Raw genomic sequence first — 21398 nt, forward strand, 5'->3', positions numbered from 1 at the left:
AGATAACTGTTTTAAAACTAATACTATTTGCTTATGCTTAAAAAAACGATTACTGCCTTAAGCCTACTTTGTATCCTTGCAGCCTGCCAGAGTGACGACAACTCTTCACCACAACCCAAGCCTCGCAAAGACATTGCCTTGACCCGTGCCGAGCAGGAGATGATGGATTTAGGAACGGATTTCGCTTTCCGTTTCTTTAATCAGGTTTGTAAAACTGAGGTGGAAAAGCCCAATCTGTTCATCTCTCCTTTGAGCGCTTCGCTCTGTCTGTCTATGATTGCCAATGGAGCGTTGGGAAACACACTATCTGAGATGACAGATGTCCTGGGCTTTTCGGGCTATTCGTTGGAAGAAATGAACAACTATAATAAGAAGCTGGTGGAGGCGTTGCTCGATTTGGACAATACCACACAGTTGGGAATTGCCAATTCCATCTGGATAAAGAAAGGGTTCGGTGTTCATGACGACTTTGTAAGCGTAAACAAAAAGATGTATGACGCGCAAGTGCAGGAGCTGGATTTTGCCTCTCCCAAGGCTCCGGACATTATAAACGGCTGGTGTGCCGGGAAAACGAATAATTGCATCCCCAAAGTCTTGAATGAGATTCCGGAGACGGCGCGTCTTTATCTGTTGAATGCGCTTTATTTCAAGGGGATTTGGAAGAATCAATTCAAAAAATCGGATACGGCAGAAGAGGCTTTTACGAATGCTGACGGAAGCAAATCGACTGTACACATGATGAATCTTCGTGACGAGAGATTCAACTATGCCGAGAATGAGTATTTCTCAATGGCAGAGTTGCCTTACGGCAATGAGGCTTTCAGTATGGTGGTGCTCTTGCCGGCAGAGGGAAAATCGTTGGATGAGTGCCTGCCGCAGCTGAATGACGAGCGCTGGGGGGAATGGAACAGTAGTTTATCAAGCTCTGCCTTGAACCTTAAGTTACCCCGGTTTGAAATGGAATATGATAAAGAACTCATTGACGATATGATGGCAATGGGAATGCAGGAGGCTTTTACTCCATCGGCCGATTTTTCCGGAATGGCGGATGAGGATTTGTTTATCAGTTTGCTGCAACAGTTCACTTATGTGAAAGTGAATGAAGAGGGGACGGAAGCTGCGGCTGTAACTGTCGGAGGAATGGACGTGGCCGCTCCCGGACCAAGTACGGTAATTCCGTTCTATGTGGACCGTCCTTTCATCTTTCTGATAAAGGAGAAGAGTACGGGAGTTATTCTGTTTATGGGTAAAGTCACAAAACTATAACTACAATATATTGAAATAGAAAGAGCTGTCTGTCAACCGCAGACAGCTCTTTCTATTTATAACCGGCTCTTGTATATCTGTGCCATTGCCTTCTGATACTGGTTTTCCAGTTGCAGGAGGTTTGTCTTGCTTTGATAGACAACCGATATTTCAACGAAGTATTCAATCATACTGATTTGTCCTCCCATAAGTGCTTGTTTCAGTAAAGAAAGGTCTTGCTGTTGATGGAAGGTGCGCTCGTATTCCTCCATGGAAGCGTGCAGGTTCTTGGCCTCTTCATAGAGTTGCCACAAGGCAGAGCTGGCTTGCAGTGCGGCGTTCTCCTTTTGGTAGTCAATGTTGAGCGCTTGTGTCTTGGCTATCTTGACCTTATTGCGGTTTTCGAAAAGCGGGAAAGAGAAGCCTACTACTACACCGTTTAGCGGATGCCCCGATTCGGTATTTCTACGGTAACCCAGTTCCAGTTTGGGCAGCCAGCCTTGCTTGCTTGCCGAAATCTGTTTCCGGGCGGCAGAACTTTCACCCTGCAAGGATTGCAGGGTGGGGTCTGAAGCCAGCAGTTCGTCGGCCAGCGGGTGGAAGTCGGCCGGCAACGGCACTGCCGGGTATTCTGTCAATCCGAGTGTTTGGGCGTCGGGTGTGGTACCGGGTCTGGGACGTCCCGGTGTGAGCGGCTGGTTTCCGTTGAGGACAAGCAGCTCTTTCAGTTTATTGTTAAGTGCCGTCTGGTTCATGCGGGCTTCCGTGCGTACATTCAGCAACTCCAGATTAATCTTGTTGGTTTCCAGTGCATTGGCATCTCCCGTTTCCAAACGCCGGGTGTACATGGCCGACAGTTCCTCCGCATTCTTCAACCGTTCGTCGAGCAGGGCTTGCTGGCGTTGCAGCATGATGATGTCCAAGCATACTTCCTTCGCTTGCAACAATATCTGCTGGCGGAAGGCGGTGGCTTGTGCATCCAGTGCATTTGTCTTGAGTCGGTTCATCTTCCCTCGGGTGGCGTAAAGCGTGGGGAAGTCGAAGCTTTGCGAGATGACCATTTCGCCGACTGTCTCGTCACTGTTCTTGGAGTCCCAAAGGTGGGCGTATGACAGTGTAGGGTCGGGGAGGTTGTTGTTTGTCTTGTTCTCCAGTTTTTGTGAGGAAATGAGGTGGGAGTTAGCCTGCAATTCCTTGTTGTTGGCCTCTATCTGCTGGAGCACGGCATCAATGCCGGACGTTTGTGCGCTCATCCCCGCAAAAGCGAGGATGGCGGCGCTGAATATGAAAAATCTTTTATTCATTGTCTGACGTTTTAGGTTGTTGGTTATGGTGCATCATCAGGTAAACAATCGGAATGATGAAACCGTTCAGGAACGTGGATGTTAAAAGGCCGCCCAAGATAACCTTTGCCATCGGGCTTTGTATCTCGTTGCCCGGCAGGTCGCCACTGAGAGCCAGCGGGATAAGTGCCAGTGCACTGGATAGGGCGGTCATCAGGATTGGATTCAGACGGTCGAGCGAACCGCGGATAACGCTGTCGTAGACGCCATAGCCTTCTTCCTGCTGCAAGTGGTTGTAATGGCTGATGAGCAGCATTCCGTTTCGGGTGGCGATACCGAACAGTGAGATGAAACCGATGATGGCGGGGATACTCACTTCTCCCGTTGTGATGAGCAGGGCGAATACACCGCCTATCAATGCCAGCGGCAGATTGATAAGGATGATGGCACTCTCCTTCACACTGCGGAATTCATGGTAGAGGAGCAGGAATATCACCACGATGGACATGAACGAAGTAAGTGCCAGCGTGCGGCTTGCTGCCTGCTCGCTTTCGAATTGTCCGCCGTATTCGATGTGGTATCCTTCCGGCAGTTTGATTTGTGCGTCTACCTGGGCTTGTATATCATTGACTACACTTCGCAGGTCGCGGTCGGCCACGTTGGCGGAGATGACGATTTTACGCTTTACATTCTCGCGGCTGATGGTGTTCGGACCCATGGCCGAGCGGATTTCCGCTACATAGTTCAGTGGAATTTTCTGTCCGTCGCCCGTATCAATCATCAAGTTGCGTATTTTTTCCATTTCGTCGCGTAGGTTGTCTTTCACGCGTACGGTCAGGTCGAAGCTCTTTCCCTTTTCGTAAACTTGGGAAACGGCTTCACCGGCCAGGCAGACATTGACAAACTCCGAAAATTCGGGCAGTGAAATGCCGTATTTGGCAAGCATTTCCCGTTTGGGTGAAATGACAAGTTGCGGACGCTCAATCTGCTGTTCCACGTTCAGGTCGGCAATACCGGGAATCCCCTGGATGGCACTCTTGATTTCATTGCCCAGAGTGAACATGCGGTTCAGGTCGTCGCCGAACAGTTTGATGGCGATGTTCGCCTTTGTACCGGATAGCATGGCGTCTATACGGTGGCTGATAGGCTGGCCTATTTCCACGTTTGCCCCTACAATGGTACCCAGTTTTTCGCGGACTTCTGCCACGAGCTCGCTGCGCGAGCGGTCTTTCAACTCAAACGGTGCCTCGATCTCAGAGACGTTTACTCCCAGAGCGTGTTCGTCCAGCTCTGCACGTCCCGTTTTACGGGCCACGGTCTGTATTTCGGGGATGGAAAGCAGCAGCTCCTCGGCACGGTGCCCCATCTTGTCGCTTTCTTCCAGGGAAATGCCTGGAAGCGAGGAGATATTGATGGTGAACGAACCTTCATTGAAAGGCGGCAGGAACGAGCGGCCCAGGGTGAAGAAACAGCCGAGCGCTACTACAAATAGTCCGATAGTACCTCCCAGTACCCCTTTCTTATGCCCCAATACGAAAGTCAGTGCAGAACCATACCATTGCTTCATCTTGCGTGCTACGGCAGAATCGCTGTTTTCGTTGTTTTGTTTTTTCGTTTTCTCTTTTCCCAATAGATAGGAGCAAAGTACCGGCGTTACGGTCAGTGCCACAACAGTTGAAGCCGCCAATGCCACAATGAACGCAATACCCAGTGGTACCAACATCCTACCTTCCATACCACTAAGGAAGAACAGTGGTACGAAGCTGACAATGATAATCAGCGTTGAATTGAGGATAGGCATACGCACTTCTTTCGAAGCATTGAACACCACTTCCAGAATAGGAAGTTGCTCGCCGGCAGGTTTCAGTCGGTTTTCGTGCAAACGCTTGTAGACATTCTCCACGTCCACGATGGCATCATCCACCAGCGAACCGATGGCGATAGCCATACCTCCCAGGCTCATGGTATTTATCGTAAAGCCCATATAGTGCAGGGCAAGGATGGAGGCAATCAGTGACAACGGCAGTGTCACCAGCGAGATGACTGTGGTACGTATGTTGGCAAGGAACAGGAAAAGCACGATGACAACGAAAATACCTCCCTCCAACAACGACTTCTGAACGTTTCCGATGGAACTTTCGATGAAACGGCTTTGACGGAAGATGTCTGTGGAAACCTTTACGTCCGCCGGTAGATTCTTCTGCAGGTCTTGCAGGGAAGCTTCCAGTTTGTCTGTAAGCTCCAGCGTGCTTGTGGCGGGTTGCTTGGTGACTGTCAGCAGTACGGCATGCTTACCGCGTTCCGAGGCGGTACCCAGTTTAGGAAGTTTGGCTCCGACTTGAACGTCGGCAATATCTTCCAGCAGGATAGGGGCACCGGAGACCCCGTTGCTCCGCACCACGGCCTTGGCTATCTGGTCTACCTTGTCGGTAGAAAGTACGCCGCGTACGATATATTCATTGCCATATTCATAGAGCACTCCACCATTGGCATTCAAGTTCATTTCGCGGGTGATGTTCATCACTTCGCTCAATGTTACGCCGTAATGGCGCATCCGTTCCGGGTCCAGCTGCACTTGATATTCCTTGATGTCGCCACCCAGTACGGCTACTTGTGCCACACCGCCCGTAGAGAGCAGGCGGGGACGTATGGTCCAGTCGGCAATGGTACGCAAATCCAGCATAGAGGTCGAATCTGCTGTCAGACCTACAATCAGCATCTCGCCCAAAATGGACGATTGTGGGCCTAGTGTCGGCTTGCCTACGTTGGCCGGTAAGGATTCGCTGACGACTGCCAGCTTCTCACTGACAATCTGCCGGGCAAGATAGATATCTGTATCCCAGTCGAATTCTACCCAGACTACAGAAAAACCGTTCGTTGAGGAAGAGCGTACACGGCGCACACCCGTTGCACCGTTTACAGCCGTTTCTACGGGAAAAGTGACCAGCTGTTCCACTTCCTCTGCTGCCATACCATTTGCTTCGGTCATGATGACCACGGTCGGCGCATTGAGGTCAGGGAACACATCCACTTCCGTATGCATGGCGGTATAAGTACCGCCAATCAGCAACAGCACCGATGCTACCAGCACCAGGATGCGGTTCTGAAGAGAAAAACCAATTATTTTGTTTAACATCTTTTTATTTACTATTTACAATGTACAATTGGGCTGCGCAATGTCAGCCGCACTTGCTGTTTTATCTAATATTTCTTGTTTATCTGACTTTACACTCCCCATTCGTCACGTAACCCTTATACTGCATAGCGAAATGGTACTTTGTAAATTGTCAAATTGTACATGAGATTAGTGTTCATGGCTATGTGCCGGAATAGCATTCGTTGCCGATGCCAGCTTCACTTGATAGGCTCCTTGGGTTACGACGCGATCGCCTGCTTTTATGCCGGAAAGGATTTGTACACTTTCGCCATTGTCGGCACCCAGGGTGACAAGCTGTTTTTTGTAGCCCTCTTCATCCAGTTGCAGGTAGACAAAGAAGCTGCCTTGTTCCTCGGTCAGCGCACTGTGAGGAAGAGACAACACGTTCTCCATTGGTGAGGATAATAGGAATACTTCTACAAACGAGCCGGGAATAACGTCTCCCTTATTGTCGAATTCAAAAGTTACGGGTACATAATATCCGTTCTCACCCGAAGCCTTTCCATAAGAAAGCATGCGCCCGCCCAGTTCTTTCAATGTATATACCTTATTATTATAAGGAGTACAGAAGTTGGCAGAACCGATGCTGTTTAGGTAAGGATAGTACTTTTCGGATACATCCGCACGCAGGAAAAGCTTGCGGTTCTGGGTGACGCTTACCAACGGCTGGCCGACGCTGACGTAGTCCCCTTCTTTCACCAACAGATTCTTCACATAACCGCTGATGGGAGAAACAACAGCCTGGCCGCTTGCCGAATGGTTCTTTGCGACTGCCTCGTAACTGATACGGGCATTTTCGTAAATCTGTTCGGCTTGCGCGAATTCCTTTTCAGATACGATTTTGTTGCCTACAAGCGCTTTCATACGCTCGTATTCTTTTTTGGAAACCTCGTAGGCTATCCGGGCTTTCTGCACCGGGTCTCCGTCGGCCATGTTTTTGGATGACAATACCACCAAAGGAGTACCTTTGCTGACACTCATTCCTTCGATAACTTTTCCCTTGAAGGAAACCACGCCTGCTACTGTAGCTACGGCTACGCTCTCGTCTCCCTGGGCTGCCATCACCTGGCCGCTGGTCTTGATGACTTGATGGAAACTACCCGGTTCAACAGTGCTGACTGCTACGCCGGCAGCTTGCGCCTTTGCTGGTGGCAGGATGATTTCATCGCTTCCTCCGGCATGGTTTTCCTGCTCTTCGTGCTCATGGTTGTGTCCCTCATGTTCGTGGTCATGTCCCTCGTGGTCATGTCCGCCATGATTGTGCTCTTCTGTTTCGTGATTATGTCCTTCGTGGCTGTCTCCGGACTTACTGTTACAGGAGCCTAAAAGGAATAATCCCAAGACTCCCATGAAAATAACTTTTTTCATGATGATATTTGTTCTTACTTTTTGATTTTGAATACAAAGTTAGGGCATAGGGCGTGCAACCAAATTGCATTGTTCCTTATGCCGGATAGAAATCTGTCCCGGTGATGTTCCGGTAACAGTTAAGCAAGAAGAGACGGAGGGGCACGAAGTCCCGTAGCACATATGATAAATGTGCTATGAAGAGATTCCAGATAGATACACTCCTGCCTGCTTATGTCAAACTCGGGTAGGATGAGTAACTTGGAAAAAGGTTCAATGAGTAGGGTGACTGCCCACAAGGCATCCGGATGTGCACACACATCATTGGAAGAGCTGGGCGTCTGTTGTACAAAGTGGGTTGTCATGCATCCCGTGTCGCAACAGCAGTGCTCGTTGCCCGGGCTATGACGGTGTCCGCAGCAATCGGCGGTGATATCATTCTTCATGCATATCATTCCGTCGGCATGATGATGGTGGGGAATGACGGGTATCACCAGCATTATCAAGCTGATGAAAAAAAGAATATAGGTTATGTACTGTTTCTTTTTCATTCCTCTATCTTTGGACGGATGCAAAGATAGAGGTTAAGGACTTAATTACCAAATAGAAAATGCTAAAAAGGTTTGAATAACATATTCAATCCCTCATTCATGCTGGGGTGGGTGAAAATGAAGTCCCGCAGGAAATGGTAACGCTGTCCCGTTTTCATGATTGATGCTACGGTATTGATTACTTCTGGTGCATCGGCACAAAGTAGGGTACAACCCAGAATCCGTCCGGTATGGATGTCTACAATAGCTTTGAGCATACCGTCTATGCTGTGTAGCGTACGGGCACGTGGAATCATGGCAGCAGGGATACGTGCCACATGTATGGAATAACCGTTCTTCATCGCTTCCTCTTCCGTCAGTCCTATATGTGCCAGCGGTGGGTCGGTGAAAATGGCAAAGGAGATTGGATACCGGTCTTTTGTACTCCTTTTTTTGTTTTCAAAGAGTTGATTACGGATGATACGGAAATCATCGATGGACAAGTAGTCGAACTGTTCGTCTCCTTTTACGTCCCCCAGGGCCCATACGTGTGGGGCTGTAGTCCGTAATTGGTTGTCGACAACGATGGCTCCCCGCTTGTCTGTTTGTATACCCGCTTTTTCCAGATTCAGCTCTGCAGTCATAGGCTTGCGGCCGATGGCTACCAGCAAGGCATCTCCTTTCAGGTAGTAGGGAGTGCCGTTTGCACTGTCCGTATAGGTCAGAGTTATTCCTTCGGCTGTGTCGTACACGGATTGGACACGGGCGTTCAACCGGACATTGATACGCTTTCGGTTCAATGCTTCCAGCATGGAGGCGGCAATGTCGCGGTCCACTTTAGGCAGAAAGCGGTTTCCCGCTTCCAGCAGTGTGACATGGCTTCCAAAGCCTGCATACATAGTGGCAAACTCCAATCCGACAGCACCGCCGCCGATGACGAGCAGGTGTGCGGGCAGTTTGTTCGATTGCAGCAAGGTCTCACTGGTATATACGTACTTGCTCTCCTTGAGTCCGTCGATGGCAGGCAGGATAGGGGTGGACCCGGTGTTGATGAATATCTCTTTTCCCTCAAGAATCGTTTCGTCCTTGCCGGAGACTATACGGATTGTATTTTCGGACAAGAAAGAAGCAGTTCCGTCATAGAGGGTTATATTAGGCTTGTTTTTTACATTTTCATAATTTTTCTCACGCAGGAAGGATACAAGCTTGTCTTTCCGCGCCACGGCAAGTGCATACAGTTTGGACTGGTTCTTATAATCGTCATAGTATCTTTTTTCCGCATATTCCGATTCGTGAATCAGAGCTTTGGTAGGGATACATCCTACGTTTACACATGTTCCTCCGTACATCTGAGGGGAACGTTCCACGATGGCTACTTTCCAATTCCGTTCGGCTAGTTCGACGGCCAATAACTTGCCGCCCTTGCCGAATCCTATTATGATGGCATCATATTGTTTCATTTTAATATCTCTTAGTTAAGTGTTTAGTAAAATGAAAACAATATGTATCGGCCATTTGTTCGGACGCCGGGTTTAGCAGATGCCTATCGTTCCAGTTCGCGGAGGGAGTCCATTTTCTTCTTTTCAAGGAATTCGTAGATGCCGTTCAAGTGCTCTTTCACTTGTTTGTTGCCAAATTCATATACCTTGCTTACCAGTCCGTCCAGGAAGTCGCGGTCGTGGCTGACGAGAATCAGGGTACCGTCAAAATCCAGTAACGCTTGCTTCAGGATATCTTTGGTTTTCATGTCCAGATGGTTGGTCGGTTCGTCCAGTATCAGCAGATTCACCGGTTCGAGCAAAAGTTTTATCATGGCAAGGCGTGTGCGCTCTCCACCGGAAAGCACCTTGACCTTCTTCATGGACTCTTCGGGGCCACCGAACATGAAGGCACCCAGCAGGTCGCGTATCTTGTTGCGGATTTCCCCTTTTGCCACATCGTCGATGGTCTGGAATACGGTCAGGTTCTCATCCAACAATGAGGCCTGGTTTTGTGCGAAATATCCAATCTGCACGTTGTGTCCTATCGTGAGGGTGCCTTCATGTTCTATTTCCTTCATGATGCACTTCACTAACGTTGACTTTCCTTCACCGTTCTTACCAACGAAAGCAACCTTGTCTCCCCGTTCTATGGTGAGGTTGGCATTCTTGAAGACCACATGGTCACCGTAACTTTTCCCTACTCCCTCCATGATGACGGGATAATTGCCTGAGCGGGGAGAAGGAGGGAATTTGAGGCGTAACGCTGAAGTGTCTTCTTCATCCACTTCCAGCAGTTCCAGCTTCTCCAGCATTTTTACGCGGCTTTGCACTTGCAGGGTTTTGGAGTAGGTGCCTTTGAACCGTTCGATGAATTCCTTGGTTTCGGCAATGAACTTCTGCTGGTCGTCGTAGGCTTTCTGTTGCTGTTCGCGGCGTTCCTTGCGGAGTTCCAGGTATTTGGAGTAGTTTACTTTGTAATCGTATATCCGTCCCATGGTCACTTCAATGGTACGGGTGGTGATGTTGTCTACGAATTTACGGTCGTGGCTGATGACGATGACAGCCTTTCCATTGCTGATAAGGAAATCTTCCAGCCATTGTATGGATTCTATGTCCAGATGGTTGGTAGGCTCGTCTAGCAACAGCACGTCAGGCTTTTGCAGCAACAGCTTGGCAAGCTCGATGCGCATGCGCCATCCGCCGCTGAAGTCACTGGTCTGGCGGTTGAAGTCTTCGCGTACAAAGCCCAGTCCGAGCAGTGCTTTTTCCACATCCTCCTCGTAATTGGTGGAGTCGATGGCATAGAACTTTTCGCTTAAGGCGGAGACATTCTCGATAAGTTCCATGTAGCTGTCGCTTTCGTAGTCGGTACGCGTTTCCAGTTCCTTGTTGAGGCGCTCTATTTCAGCTTCCATTTCATGCAGGTGGGCAAAGGCTTGCGCCGCTTCCTGGAATACGGTACGTCCGTCTTCCGTCATAAGGTGCTGTGGAAGGTAAGCTATGACACTGTCCTTGGGGGCTGAGATTTTTCCACGGGTAGGTTGTCTTACACCTGCCAGGATTTTCAACAATGTACTTTTCCCCGCTCCATTTTTACCCATCAGGGCGATACGGTCTTTTTCGTTGATAACGAAAGATATGTCACTGAATAAAGTAGTTCCGCCGAATTCTACGGCCAGTCCGTCTATAGAAATCATTATATATTTTTTTAATGAGCTGCAAAGATAGTGCAAATCTATTATTTTTTATATCTTTGCCCCTATATAAACAAAACGCATAGGTCATGGAAATAGAAAAAGTGTCAGGAGATTACCGTCCGCTTATTCTGGTTGCGGAAGATGATGATAGTAACTTTAAACTGATAAAGGCTATCATCGGCAAGAAATGCGAGATACTATGGGCAAAGAATGGTGAGGAGATTGTAAATTTGTTCGAAGAGAATCGCGACAAGGCGGAAGCTATTCTGATGGATATAAAAATGCCTATTATGAACGGGCTGGATGCTACGGTGATTATTCGCAAGAAGGATAAGGAACTTCCCATCATCATGCAGACCGCTTACGCCTTTACTGCCGACCGCGAAAAAGCCTTGGAGTGTGGAGCCTCGGAAGTGTTGGTAAAACCCATCACTCTGTCTGCTTTGCGTACATGTCTAAGCCGTTATTTACCCAAATTGGTTTGGTAAGGCTTTACTGATAATAAAAAGGGAACCGGACGACTAAGTAATGAATATTATCATCCGGTTCCCTTTTTTTATTCTTGTGCATTGTCTTTTCTCTCTTCCATCTTCTTTTTTACAAATTCGATTTTGAGATTGGCTTCTTCCATATTCTTCTTTATTTCCGTCATGGATGACAGCAGTTGTGCCAGTTCGTAGACGCTGGCAAGGGCCTGGCGATCGGCGGTAGTCATGGTGATGGAATAGGGGCGTTCCCCTTGATAGTTGACTTTGATATTCTTGTCCTTGTTCAGATAAAGGAACCCCATGACGTTTCCGTCTTCTCCCAGTTTGAAGTCTGCCTTTTCAATCTTTTCACCGAGGTCAGTGGTTTCGTAGCTGTCTTTGGCGGCGGGTGTTTCGGCAAAGCTACCATCGGGAGCAGTGACTTTGACGGCCACATGGTGGATATTATGGGCTCCGCAATAAATGGAAGTCATGCTCATGACTCCGTTTTCGTCTACCTGGAAGCGAAGGAAAGAGCGATGCAGATTTTTTTCTATCACTTGGGAAGGATGAAGGTAATTGCCGATATTCTGGTATTCGGCATCTTTTTCAAAAGTGTATTTCCCTTTGATTGCATCGAAATCCTTTTGCTTGGCTTGAAGCATACTGTCCAGATAGACCAGGCTCTTTTCCTGCTCTTTCAGTTCCACTTCCTGCATCAGGCCGATGCCTGCACGGCGAGTTTCAAACGCTTTGGGATAGAGCATCTTGATGCTGTCAATCAGAATCTTCGCTTCATTGTAGTTGCCGAGTTCAAACGCTTCGCGGGCAGCTTGTAGTTTTTCACCGGCCTTCTTCTCCACATCTTCGCAAGAGAAGAGTGTACAGCATAGGCATGCAAGGAGTATTACTTTTTTCATATTTGTTGTTCTTGGAGTTAGAGTCCACAAAAATAGAAATAATATCTTTATCTTTGCAGCATTTTAATGTGCAAATGTGCTAATAGACCATTAACACATTTGCGTATTCATTACATTAGCGCATTATTTATGATAGATTTGACGGCAGAAGAACTGAAGCAATATTTTAGTGATGATATATTCAAGCGGATATCCGAAACGGCTGATGAATTGGGATTGGAATGTTACGTAGTCGGTGGATATGTACGTGATATTTTCCTGCAACGTCCTTCCAAGGATATTGATGTGGTGGTGGTAGGCAGTGGCATTGCCATGGCCGAGGCGCTGGGTAAGCGTCTGGGGCGTGGGGCGCATGTTTCCGTCTTCAAGAATTTCGGTACGGCACAATTGAAGTACTATGGTACGGAAGTTGAGTTTGTGGGTGCAAGAAAAGAATCGTATACACACGATTCCCGCAAGCCTATTGTAGAGGACGGTACATTGGAGGATGACCAGAACCGCCGTGATTTTACCATCAATGCACTGGCTGTTTGCCTGAACCGGGTGCGTTATGGCGAGTTGGTCGACCCCTTTGGCGGTATTGGAGACTTGAAGGAAAAGACCATCCGGACTCCCCTCGACCCTGATATAACTTTCAGTGATGACCCTTTGCGCATGATGCGCTGTGTCCGTTTTGCCACCCAGCTGGGATTCTATATTGACGATGAGACATTCGATTCTCTGGAGCGTAATCGCGAACGCATCTCCATCATCTCCAAAGAACGCATTGCAGACGAACTGAACAAAATCATCTTGTCACCTATTCCGTCTAAGGGATTCATTGAGCTGGACCGCTGTGGTCTGCTGGAACTGATATTCCCGGAACTTGTTAGGCTGCAAGGCGTGGAGACGCGCAATGGACGCGCCCATAAGGACAATTTCTACCATACGCTCGAAGTACTCGACAACATCAGCAAGAAGACCGACAACCTTTGGCTACGCTGGGCAGCTCTTCTGCATGATATAGCCAAGCCTGCCACCAAGCGTTGGGAACCCCGTGCGGGCTGGACGTTCCATAACCATAATTTCATTGGCGAGAAGATGATACCCGATATTTTCCGCAAGATGAAGCTCCCTATGAATGAGAAGATGAAATATGTGCAGAAAATGGTGAGCCTGCACATGCGTCCCATTGTGATAGCGGATGATGTAGTGACCGACTCGGCAGTGCGTCGTCTCTTGTTTGAGGCAGGTGATGATATAGACGACCTGATGACACTGTGCGAAGCCGACATTACTTCCAAGAATATGGAGCGTAAGAAACGCTTCCTTAATAATTTTCAGTTGGTACGCCAGAAGCTGAAGGATTTGGAGGAACGCGACCGTATCCGTAATTTCCAGCCTCCGGTCAGTGGTGAAGAAATCATGAAGACTTTCGGCCTTTCTCCTTGCCAGCAGGTAGGTGCCTTGAAGAGTGCCATTAAGGATGCCATTTTGGACGGCATCATTCCCAATGAATACGAAGCCGCCCGTGCATTTATGTTGCAACGGGCGGAGAAGATGGGGCTTAAGGAGTTATGAGTTATAAGTTGCATGTTATGTACCATGCGTTATAACTCATAACTCTTCTTTTTCTACTTGGAACTTGCGGCTTACTTTCATCAGGTTGATGGTGTAGGTCACTACGTTCTGGGCTTCTTGTATCATAGTCAGGTATACCATGCTGACTTTGATGCTGCCGCTCTGGCTTTGGATGCGTTGCAGCTCTTCGCGTTTCAGGTGAGACAACTGTCCGTTGAGGTCGTTGGCTTTGCGAATCTCTGTTTCCAGTTCATCATAATTGTTCGTTTCCAGCTTGTGGCGGCATACTTGTAACAGATAGCAGATGTCTTCGGCTACGTCTGTAAATTCTCCTTTCTGAATGGCATCCAGCGGATTGAAGTTATTGTCTATGTGCTCTAAGCAAGGTTCGCAAAGACGGCCTACGCTGTACACCAGTTCGCTGGCAAAGTCGTTGCCTTGATAGTAATAGAGTCCTTTTTCCAGTACGGTATTGTTGTCGAGACGGCACATGGCAAGTGTTCCGGTACGCTTCATCTGCTTGATGAGTTGTTTTTCGAATTTTACTGAGCCCATGGCACGACGCAGTCCGCGTAGATTCTCGTGTAGGAAGGAAGTGACGGTACGTTCAAAATTCTCTTCTGTGAATTCCATAATCTTCACCAGTTCTTCACGGGTATGCTTGCGGAGCAATTCGATGACTTCATTGTTGTCCGTACTCTTCATCAACTGTTTCAGGGTCTCGTTGCCTTTTTCTTTCTCCTTGCGCTTTTTGTACATCACTTGGCTACGAATCAGCATGAAGACTGCCAGACCAATCAGTGCCAGGATGGCAACCGTACCGCCGAAATGGATAATCAGTGCTACGAAGAAACAGATGGTGAACGCTGCTCCGGCAGTGATGAACCAACCGCCGATAACGCTGAGCACACCCGTAATGCGGAATACCGCCGAATCACGTCCCCAGGCACGGTCGGCAAGCGATGTACCCATGGCTACCATAAAGGTGACGTAAGTGGTGGAAAGGGGAAGTTTCAAGGAAGTTCCCAAGGCGATGAGCAGACCAGCCAATACGAGATTGACGGAGGCGCGAACCAAGTCAAAAGCGGCGCCGTCGGCTATGATGGCTTCATCCTTCTGGAAGCGTGTGTTCATCCACCGCTTGCTGCTTTCGGGCATCGTTTTGGATATTCCGTTAGCCAGAGTCATGCTGAAGCGTACCAGCGTACGGGCTATCGGGGTACTTCCGAAGTTCTCTTCACCGTCATCCTGGCGGGCAAGGTCCACGGAAGTCTTGATAACGTTGTGGGCTTTCTTGGATGTGCAGAGTGCATAAACCATAATGGCGCCTGCACCGATAAGGAAATACCACGGGGTTTTGGCTGCACCGAGGAGTGAGGACATCAGGAATCCGTCGGGGCCGGCGGCCGTACCATTGGCTGTATAGTCAATAAATGAGGAATATCCTGCGAGGGGGACACCGATAAAGTTCACCAAGTCATTGCCGGCAAAGGCAAGAGCGAGGGCGAAAGTACCCATCAGAACCACTACTTTGAAGACATTTATCTTGCACCAATGCAGTATCTGCATCAGTATGGTGAAGAATACAAAGAAACCGGTTATCAGCAATGCGGTATTGTCGTGTATCCATTGCTTGTTTTCAGGGGTCATGAATGAGCTGTCTTTCAGCCCCTTTATCAGCATGAAGTAGATGATGCTGGTGGCAGCTATACCACCGAACAGCGCGATGCTGTATTTCATGTTTTTCTTGTAGTTGAAGGTGAACACGATACGTGCCAGCCACTGTACCAGCATACCGAAAAAGAAGGCAATGGCTACGGATACAAAAATGGCCATGATGACAGACAGTGCCTTGTCTGTATTGATGAGGTCGCCCAGTCCCAATGTATCGCTGTTATAGACCTTGATGAGCGCCAGTGCGAACGTACCTCCCAACAGTTCGAACACCATGGATACAGTGGTGGAGGTAGGCATTCCCATAGTGTTGAAGACATCTAATAGCACGACGTCCGTCAACATGACGGCAAGCAGAATGCACATGATTTCGGCAAAGTAGAAGTGCTCCGGTTGATAGATGCCGTGTCGTGCAATGTCCATCATGCCATTGCTGAGTGCCGCACCGATGAAGACGCCAATGCCTGCAATGAACAGTATGGTTTTGAAAGATGCTGCCTTTGCTCCGACAGCCGACTGAAGAAAATTGACCGCATCATTACTGACACCTACCACGAGGTCGAAAATCGCGAGTACGAACAGAAAGATGACGATACCCAGATAAATTGTTTCCATAGACATGTATTTTATTTCCGGCTGCAAAGGAAAGAGTTTGGTGTTGCAGGGAAATGTCATACATGTTACAGAAATGTTACAAATGTTTTGGAATAGAATGGTATTGTGCTAAGAGCGATTGCTCTTATTCTCCCAATAATCATTAATGTTAAGCATTTAAGAGTAACAATATAAGTATAATAGAAGAGTGGATGCTTTTGTGTTTCGTATTTGGTTATTTCTATGTTAAGCAGCCAAATTACTAGTTAATTGTTTGCAGATGTCGAGAATTCTTGCGAATATTGCATACAAGTTGTGTGTAGAATTGATTGTAATTAGAACTTTGATATTAAAAATCAAAGATGTATGTAACTTTTTTAATTCATTTATTAAATAAATGAATTCTACCAACGAGTATAGAAATATGAAAAAACATTTTTGTTTAAACCTATTCTTCTTACTATATTTGTTTTTTTGTGCTGGATGCAAGCAGCATATCTCAGATAGTGCTGCTAAGGCAAATGAGGCATTGTTTACTCAATTAGATAGTCTGATAGATAATTCTGATAAACTTATTTTGCAGAAAGAGGAGCGAATAGAGGCGTTGAAGCATTCACTAAGACAATCTAAGGCATTTGAGAAACAGTATGAACTTAATCAGGCTATTTATCAAGAATATCGCGTGTATGATGCAGATTCGGCTATGAAGTATACTACACAAAGCCTTGATTTAGCACGACAATATCATGATAAGAATCGTGAGATTGAATCTTTATTAGGTATTGGTTTTGTTTATACGGCTAATGGCTTGCTTAGTCAAGCCTCTGAAGTAATGCATTCACTCTGTTCTTCCAGTATGCCTCGCTACTTACGTTCGCGTTATTATGGTCAGATGCGTACTCTCTGCTCGCGGTTGCAACTCTATTCATTAGGTGATGATGCATTACATGAGCATTATGGTCAACTTTATGCGTTATATTCAGATTCAGTATTGCAGACGGCCACTCCTGACGAGCCACGCTACCTTTATAGCCGTGTGTGGAAATATCAAGATGTTCCCGGTGCACAACGTATTGCCATTAGGGATGAGTTGGAAAAGGAAAAACAACGTCTTCTACCTAATAGTCGTAATTATTCTATTTTAGCTTATAACTTGGCTCTACTTTATGAAAAAGAACACAACCATACCAAGTGGCTGGAAAATATGATTCTCTCAGGTATTGCTGATGTATATGCTGTGAATCGTGATATTGGTTCGTTGTATGCATTGGCTTCCTATTTATATGAACAAGGTCAGTTGGACCGAGCCTATCGTTATAGTACTTATTGTTCTGATATCGGTATAACTTTTAAGAGCCGTGTACGACTGCTTCATCAGCAGAAGTTGCAGAGAAGGATACATCAAAGCTACATTGAACGTGATCATATGCAACAGAAGCAGCTAAAGCTATTCCTTTTATTTATTAGTTTTCTCACTATTGTATTGCTGATAGCTCTTTTCTTTTTGAGAAGGCAAACAAGAAGACGTAGGAAAGCTTTGGTTGAGCTACATGTGGCCAATGGTAGATTGAAGAGTCTTAATAGTGAACTGCAAAAGCTCAATTTGGTTCTACGTGACACAAATTATATTAAGGAGGAGTATATTGGTCAGGTATTCAAACTTTGTTCATCCTATATTTGCCGTATGGAGGAGTATCGTAAAAAGTTAAACCGTAAATTAAAGGCTGGGCAACTTGAAGATTTAAAGAAGATGATTAGTTCTACTTCTACCATGAGCGATGAAATGAAGGATTTTTATGAGAAATTTGATTCCATTATTCTACATTTATACCCTGATTTTGTAGAGCACTTCAATAGTTTGCTACGTCCCGAAGAACATATTGAAGTGAAGTCTGGGCGGCTTAATACAGAACTTCGTATTCATGCTTTGATACGAATGGGGGTAACGGATAGTGAGAAGATTGCAGAATTTTTGCACTGTTCACTGCAAACCGTATATAATAATCGTTCTATAACTTTAAATAAATCTTCGCTCAGTAAGGAGGAATTTCTTCGAGCTGTGAAAGAGGTTTGTAAAAAGTAATTTGAAGACTGAGCGTTTCTCTCATTTTTTACCCACATGTATATAGATAATTGCCATTCAATAGCTTAATACTATCGAATGGCAATTATCTATATACATGTTTTTGATTACCGATTTAATTTAAATCACTACTGAAAATCTATTGAGTCTGTCTGTAATTGAAAGATAATCAGTAATATATAACTTTGTGAATTTACCAAATCCTCTACCTGTGAATATAATCGGTTGTTACATTGTCTAATTTTGCTCTCGAGATTTTTTACACACAAGTTCCTATTAACTTAAAAATGTAATTTATGAAAACCAGACAAAAATCGAGAGACGCAAGTGGTATTTTGCTTGTCTGTCTTATGTGGATGCTGTCACTTTCAAGCTCACTTCATGCACAGACATGGAATATTAACGGAAATGTGACAGATGAACAAGGAGAACCGATAATCGGTGCCAATGTAGTGATACAAGGTACGGGTACGGGCACCATTACCGATGTAGAAGGAAACTTTAAACTCGCTTCAGTGACTAAGGGGGCGGTAATGGAGATAAGTTTCATTGGGTATATATCCAAGACATTGCAGGTGAAAGACGCATCATCGTTAAAGATTGTACTGAAAGAAGATAACCAGGCACTGGATGAGGTGGTAGTAGTAGGTTATGGTGTACAGCGCAAAAGTGATCTTACAGGTTCGGTTGCTTCAGTTAACTCGGATGTACTTGAAAGTCGCCCACAAGCTAATTTGATTCAATCTTTGCAAGGAGCAGTTCCAGGATTGAATATTAGTGTGACGGGTAGTAATGCTGAAGGTTCGTCTACTACTACACGTATTCGTGGTAACAACTCCATTACGGCCGATAATAAACCTCTTGTTATTCTTGATGGAATACCTTTTGATGGTCCATGGTCGGAAATCAATCCCAATGATGTAGAGAGTATAGAAGTATTGAAGGATGCCTCTTCAGCAGCCATTTATGGTGCTCGCGGTTCTAACGGTGTAATCCTTATTACTTCTAAGCGCGGTAAGAAAGACAGATTGACGGTATCATACGATACTTATGTTACTATTGACCAGCCTATCAATTTACCTCGTATGATGAATGGCAAAGAATTCTATAAGTATAAATCTGAAGCTTTCAAGGCTACCAATACTACTCCTCCTACAGAAGAGAATCCTGAACCTTGGTTAGATAACTTTACTCCTACTGAATTAGCTATGTATGCTGCCGGTCAGAGTACTGATTGGATGAAGTTGGCAACACAGACCGGTATAAAACAACAGCATAACCTTTCTTTCCGTGGTGGAGCTAACAAAACCAGCTATTTCATTTCATTGAACTATACGGATGTGAAAGGAACTGCGGTAGGCAATGAGTTCAAGCGTTATAATGTACGTTTCAATCTTGATCAGGAGTTTAATAGTTGGTTGAAATTTTCTACTACTACACAGTTAGGTCGCTACGATCGTAGTGGTAGCAGTGCTTCTTTTTGGCGGGCTATAAAACAAGTTCCGTTGGGACGTGCTTATAACGAGGATGGTTCACTTACACTTTCTGCTACTGAGGACTCCTCTTCAGCTTTCAGCATTAATCCGTTGGGATCTCTTAATAATAAGGCAAAAGATATTCGTGCAAAGGTTATCACTAATAATGTGCTTGAGGTAAAGTTTCCCTTTATTAAAGGGCTGAGCTATAAATTGAATACAGGCTTCACTTACCAAAACAGCTCCTATAAGAATTATCAAGGTTTGGATACCTACGAAGGAGCTAGTGCTAATGGCGTATTGAATACTGATGACTGGCATTCAGAAGAATGGATTTTGGAGAATATTATTTCTTATCAACGTGAATTTGGCAAACATCGTATATTTTTCACAGGATTATATTCTGCTCAAAGCAAGGAATATGAACAGAATACAATGGAAGGTAAGAATTTTCCCAATGATGTGATGTATTATTACCAGATTTCTAAAGCTGCCACAATGTCTGGTAATTCCAATTATTATAAAGAAAATCATATTTCACAAATGGGGCGTTTGAATTATACTTATGATGATCGTTACTTGTTGACTCTTACTGCTCGTCGTGATGGTTACTCCGCTTTTGGTGAAAGTTCTAAATTCGGCGTTTTTCCTTCAGCCGCTATTGGATGGAATATTTCCAATGAATCTTTTTTTAAAGACAAGCCTATAAGTGAAACCATTAGCAATCTGAAATATCGCTTGTCATGGGGTAAAAATGGCAATGAGGCTATCAGTGCTTATAGTACACTACCTAATCTTTCAACTTACAATTATCTGAATGATGATCATACTGCACAGTTTGGTTTCTATCCGTCGAAGTTAGCTTCGCCCGGTTTAGGTTGGGAAACTACTACATCTATTAATACTGGCTTTGATATTGCACTTTGGAATGGACGTATTCAGAGTTCATTTGATATTTATTGGTCTAAAACCAAAGATTTGCTGCTTTCCCGTTCTATTCCTACCATTAATGGTACTGGCTCTATTACTGAGAATCGTGGACAGACCCGTAATCGTGGTTTTGAATTCCAGATAACTTCTAATAACATTACACATAAGAGTTTTAGCTGGAGCACCTCTTTCAACCTCTCACACTATCGTTCGGAGATTGTAGATGTTGGTTTGTATGATGCTAATGGAAAGCCGGTTGATGATGTGGCTTCCAAGTGGTTTATTGGTGAACCTATCAATGTGAACTATGATTATAAAATTATCGGTGTATGGCAGATTGCTGATCCGTCTAACCCGACAGGGCAGCAAGATCCTAACTATCGTAATTCGTATCCTGGATATGTGAAATACCTTGATGTAGATGGTAACGATATTACAACGGCTGATAAGACTATTATAGGGTCGGCTATTCCTAAAGTAAATATGAGTTTGATGAACACTTTTGAGTACAAAAACTTCACTCTGAGTGTGTTCTTAACGGCTCAGTTAGGACAAACCCATCTGAATGCCTTGTATGATACAAGCCATAATTCATATCGCCAGAACCGCTTTTTGGTGGATTTTTGGACTCCAGAGAATCCTACGAATAGCTATCCGAAAAATAGTTTGAATAGTGATGTGAATCCAGAGGGAGCCAGTTTCTATGAAAAGACAGATTTCTTACGTATTTCCGACGTTACATTGGGTTATAATTTCCCACAACAATGGTTGCGTCGTACTTTCATCAAACGGCTCAATCTTTACATGAACATTAAGAATTTGGCTACAATAACTGGCTGGACAGGTATGGATCCGGAATTTCTCAATGATCAATTGGCTGCTCCTCCAGTACGTTCGTTCACTTTTGGACTAAAGTTAGATATTTGATGAGAGTAATATATCATAAAAAGCTAAA

13 protein-coding genes are annotated in these 21398 nt (G+C 45.6%); 5 read left to right on the plus strand and 8 right to left on the minus strand.

Features of this window, described 5'->3' with window-relative positions; genetic code table 11:
• Window positions 1–33: 33 nt before the first annotated feature.
• Complete coding sequence (locus tag DW947_RS05485; RefSeq protein WP_005827075.1) at window positions 34–1266, plus strand: serpin family protein; 1233 nt, start codon at window positions 34–36, stop codon at window positions 1264–1266.
• A gap of 56 nt (window positions 1267–1322) precedes the next feature.
• Here the strand turns inward: DW947_RS05485 and DW947_RS05490 are convergent, their stop codons facing one another.
• The 6 genes from DW947_RS05490 to DW947_RS05515 form a co-directional block, all read right to left on the minus strand.
• A complete protein-coding gene (locus tag DW947_RS05490) occupies window positions 1323–2549 on the minus strand; it encodes a TolC family protein (protein WP_057255759.1) in 1227 nt (408 codons plus the stop codon).
• Window positions 2542–5664 (minus strand): efflux RND transporter permease subunit, encoded by a 3123-nt coding sequence (locus DW947_RS05495; protein WP_057097545.1) that lies wholly within the window; start codon window positions 5662–5664, stop codon window positions 2542–2544. Before DW947_RS05495 ends, DW947_RS05490 begins: the two co-directional genes overlap by 8 nt.
• A 168-nt stretch (window positions 5665–5832) precedes the next feature.
• Window positions 5833–7053, minus strand: coding sequence for an efflux RND transporter periplasmic adaptor subunit (locus tag DW947_RS05500; RefSeq protein WP_117963457.1), 1221 nt, complete (start codon window positions 7051–7053; stop codon window positions 5833–5835).
• Window positions 7054–7172: 119 nt separating this feature from the next.
• Entirely contained in the window at window positions 7173–7583 is a 411-nt protein-coding gene (locus DW947_RS05505) for a DUF6769 family protein (RefSeq protein WP_098032118.1), read from the minus strand.
• 62 nt (window positions 7584–7645) lie between these two features.
• On the minus strand, window positions 7646–9022 hold the full coding sequence (locus DW947_RS05510; RefSeq protein WP_117713858.1) for an FAD-dependent oxidoreductase: 1377 nt from the start codon (window positions 9020–9022) through the stop codon (window positions 7646–7648).
• 83 nt (window positions 9023–9105) lie between these two features.
• Window positions 9106–10740: an ABC-F family ATP-binding cassette domain-containing protein gene (locus DW947_RS05515; RefSeq protein ID WP_117713857.1), complete on the minus strand. Its 1635-nt coding sequence runs from the start codon at window positions 10738–10740 to the stop codon at window positions 9106–9108.
• 86 nt (window positions 10741–10826) lie between these two features.
• On the opposite strand from DW947_RS05515, the gene DW947_RS05520 reads away from it, so the two are divergent.
• Entirely contained in the window at window positions 10827–11228 is a 402-nt protein-coding gene (locus DW947_RS05520; RefSeq protein ID WP_044468311.1) for a response regulator, read from the plus strand.
• Between the two features lie 68 nt (window positions 11229–11296).
• On the opposite strand, the gene DW947_RS05525 is transcribed toward DW947_RS05520, so the two are convergent.
• On the minus strand, window positions 11297–12127 hold the full coding sequence (locus DW947_RS05525; protein ID WP_117713856.1) for a hypothetical protein: 831 nt from the start codon (window positions 12125–12127) through the stop codon (window positions 11297–11299).
• A 129-nt stretch (window positions 12128–12256) separates the two neighbouring features.
• Here DW947_RS05525 and DW947_RS05530 point away from each other — a divergent pair, with 129 nt between their 5' ends.
• On the plus strand, window positions 12257–13687 hold the full coding sequence (locus tag DW947_RS05530) for a CCA tRNA nucleotidyltransferase (RefSeq protein ID WP_008664002.1): 1431 nt from the start codon (window positions 12257–12259) through the stop codon (window positions 13685–13687).
• Window positions 13688–13723: 36 nt separating this feature from the next.
• On the opposite strand, the gene DW947_RS05535 is transcribed toward DW947_RS05530, so the two are convergent.
• Complete coding sequence (locus tag DW947_RS05535; protein ID WP_034522753.1) at window positions 13724–15976, minus strand: inorganic phosphate transporter; 2253 nt, start codon at window positions 15974–15976, stop codon at window positions 13724–13726.
• A 403-nt stretch (window positions 15977–16379) separates the two neighbouring features.
• Here DW947_RS05535 and DW947_RS05540 point away from each other — a divergent pair, with 403 nt between their 5' ends.
• Both DW947_RS05540 and DW947_RS05545 read left to right on the plus strand, forming a co-directional pair.
• Window positions 16380–18038, plus strand: coding sequence for a DUF6377 domain-containing protein (locus DW947_RS05540; RefSeq protein ID WP_220392987.1), 1659 nt, complete (start codon window positions 16380–16382; stop codon window positions 18036–18038).
• A 296-nt stretch (window positions 18039–18334) separates the two neighbouring features.
• Window positions 18335–21370 (plus strand): SusC/RagA family TonB-linked outer membrane protein, encoded by a 3036-nt coding sequence (locus DW947_RS05545; RefSeq protein ID WP_118940672.1) that lies wholly within the window; start codon window positions 18335–18337, stop codon window positions 21368–21370.
• The last annotated feature ends 28 nt before the right edge of the window (window positions 21371–21398 follow it).

The organism is Bacteroides sp. AM44-19 (assembly GCF_003603395.1).
GTDB lineage: Bacteria > Bacteroidota > Bacteroidia > Bacteroidales > Bacteroidaceae > Bacteroides > Bacteroides uniformis.

Excerpts from the sequence above, each read along its gene's own strand:
- DW947_RS05485 (WP_005827075.1), top strand. The coding sequence starts at position 34 with ATGCTTAAAAAAACGATTACTGCCTTAAGCCTACTTTGTATCCTTGCA.
- DW947_RS05490 (WP_057255759.1), bottom strand. The coding sequence starts at position 2,549 with ATGAATAAAAGATTTTTCATATTCAGCGCCGCCATCCTCGCTTTTGCG.
- DW947_RS05495 (WP_057097545.1), bottom strand. The coding sequence starts at position 5,664 with ATGTTAAACAAAATAATTGGTTTTTCTCTTCAGAACCGCATCCTGGTG.
- DW947_RS05500 (WP_117963457.1), bottom strand. The coding sequence starts at position 7,053 with ATGAAAAAAGTTATTTTCATGGGAGTCTTGGGATTATTCCTTTTAGGC.
- DW947_RS05505 (WP_098032118.1), bottom strand. The coding sequence starts at position 7,583 with ATGAAAAAGAAACAGTACATAACCTATATTCTTTTTTTCATCAGCTTG.
- DW947_RS05510 (WP_117713858.1), bottom strand. The coding sequence starts at position 9,022 with ATGAAACAATATGATGCCATCATAATAGGATTCGGCAAGGGCGGCAAG.
- DW947_RS05515 (WP_117713857.1), bottom strand. The coding sequence starts at position 10,740 with ATGATTTCTATAGACGGACTGGCCGTAGAATTCGGCGGAACTACTTTA.
- DW947_RS05520 (WP_044468311.1), top strand. The coding sequence starts at position 10,827 with ATGGAAATAGAAAAAGTGTCAGGAGATTACCGTCCGCTTATTCTGGTT.
- DW947_RS05525 (WP_117713856.1), bottom strand. The coding sequence starts at position 12,127 with ATGAAAAAAGTAATACTCCTTGCATGCCTATGCTGTACACTCTTCTCT.
- DW947_RS05530 (WP_008664002.1), top strand. The coding sequence starts at position 12,257 with ATGATAGATTTGACGGCAGAAGAACTGAAGCAATATTTTAGTGATGAT.
- DW947_RS05535 (WP_034522753.1), bottom strand. The coding sequence starts at position 15,976 with ATGGAAACAATTTATCTGGGTATCGTCATCTTTCTGTTCGTACTCGCG.
- DW947_RS05540 (WP_220392987.1), top strand. The coding sequence starts at position 16,380 with ATGAAAAAACATTTTTGTTTAAACCTATTCTTCTTACTATATTTGTTT.
- DW947_RS05545 (WP_118940672.1), top strand. The coding sequence starts at position 18,335 with ATGAAAACCAGACAAAAATCGAGAGACGCAAGTGGTATTTTGCTTGTC.